The organism is Tropicimonas sp. IMCC6043 (assembly GCF_004146235.1).
In the GTDB taxonomy this organism is placed as follows: Bacteria; Pseudomonadota; Alphaproteobacteria; order Rhodobacterales; family Rhodobacteraceae; genus Tropicimonas.
Map to the genome: position 1 here is coordinate 1 of NZ_SELO01000210.1, position 285 is coordinate 285.

At 60.7% G+C, this 285-nt stretch carries 1 protein-coding gene; it reads left to right on the forward strand.

The features are described 5' to 3' along the window. On the forward strand, nucleotides 1-285 hold a 285-nt coding region (locus EU800_RS26415), incomplete at both ends, for a recombinase family protein (protein WP_207210036.1).

Below are 285 nucleotides of genomic sequence, written 5' to 3' on the forward strand. Positions count from 1 at the left end.
GTCTATCTCGGGATGATCCGGCACAAGGAAAAGACCTTCCCCGGCAAACATCCGGCCATCATCGACCAGTCCCTGTGGGACAAGGTGCAGGACCTGCTGCAATCCGCCAGTGTAAAGCGGCGTGGCGCGCCCTCGGGTCAGACCAGCAAAGATGCTGTTCCGCTCAAAGGCAAGTTCCGGGATGAGACCGGGGATCTGCTGACCCCGACGCACGCCCGAAAGAACGGCAAGCAGTTGCGGTATTACATATCGAACCGGTTGGTCTCCGGTGGCGCCGATCCGACC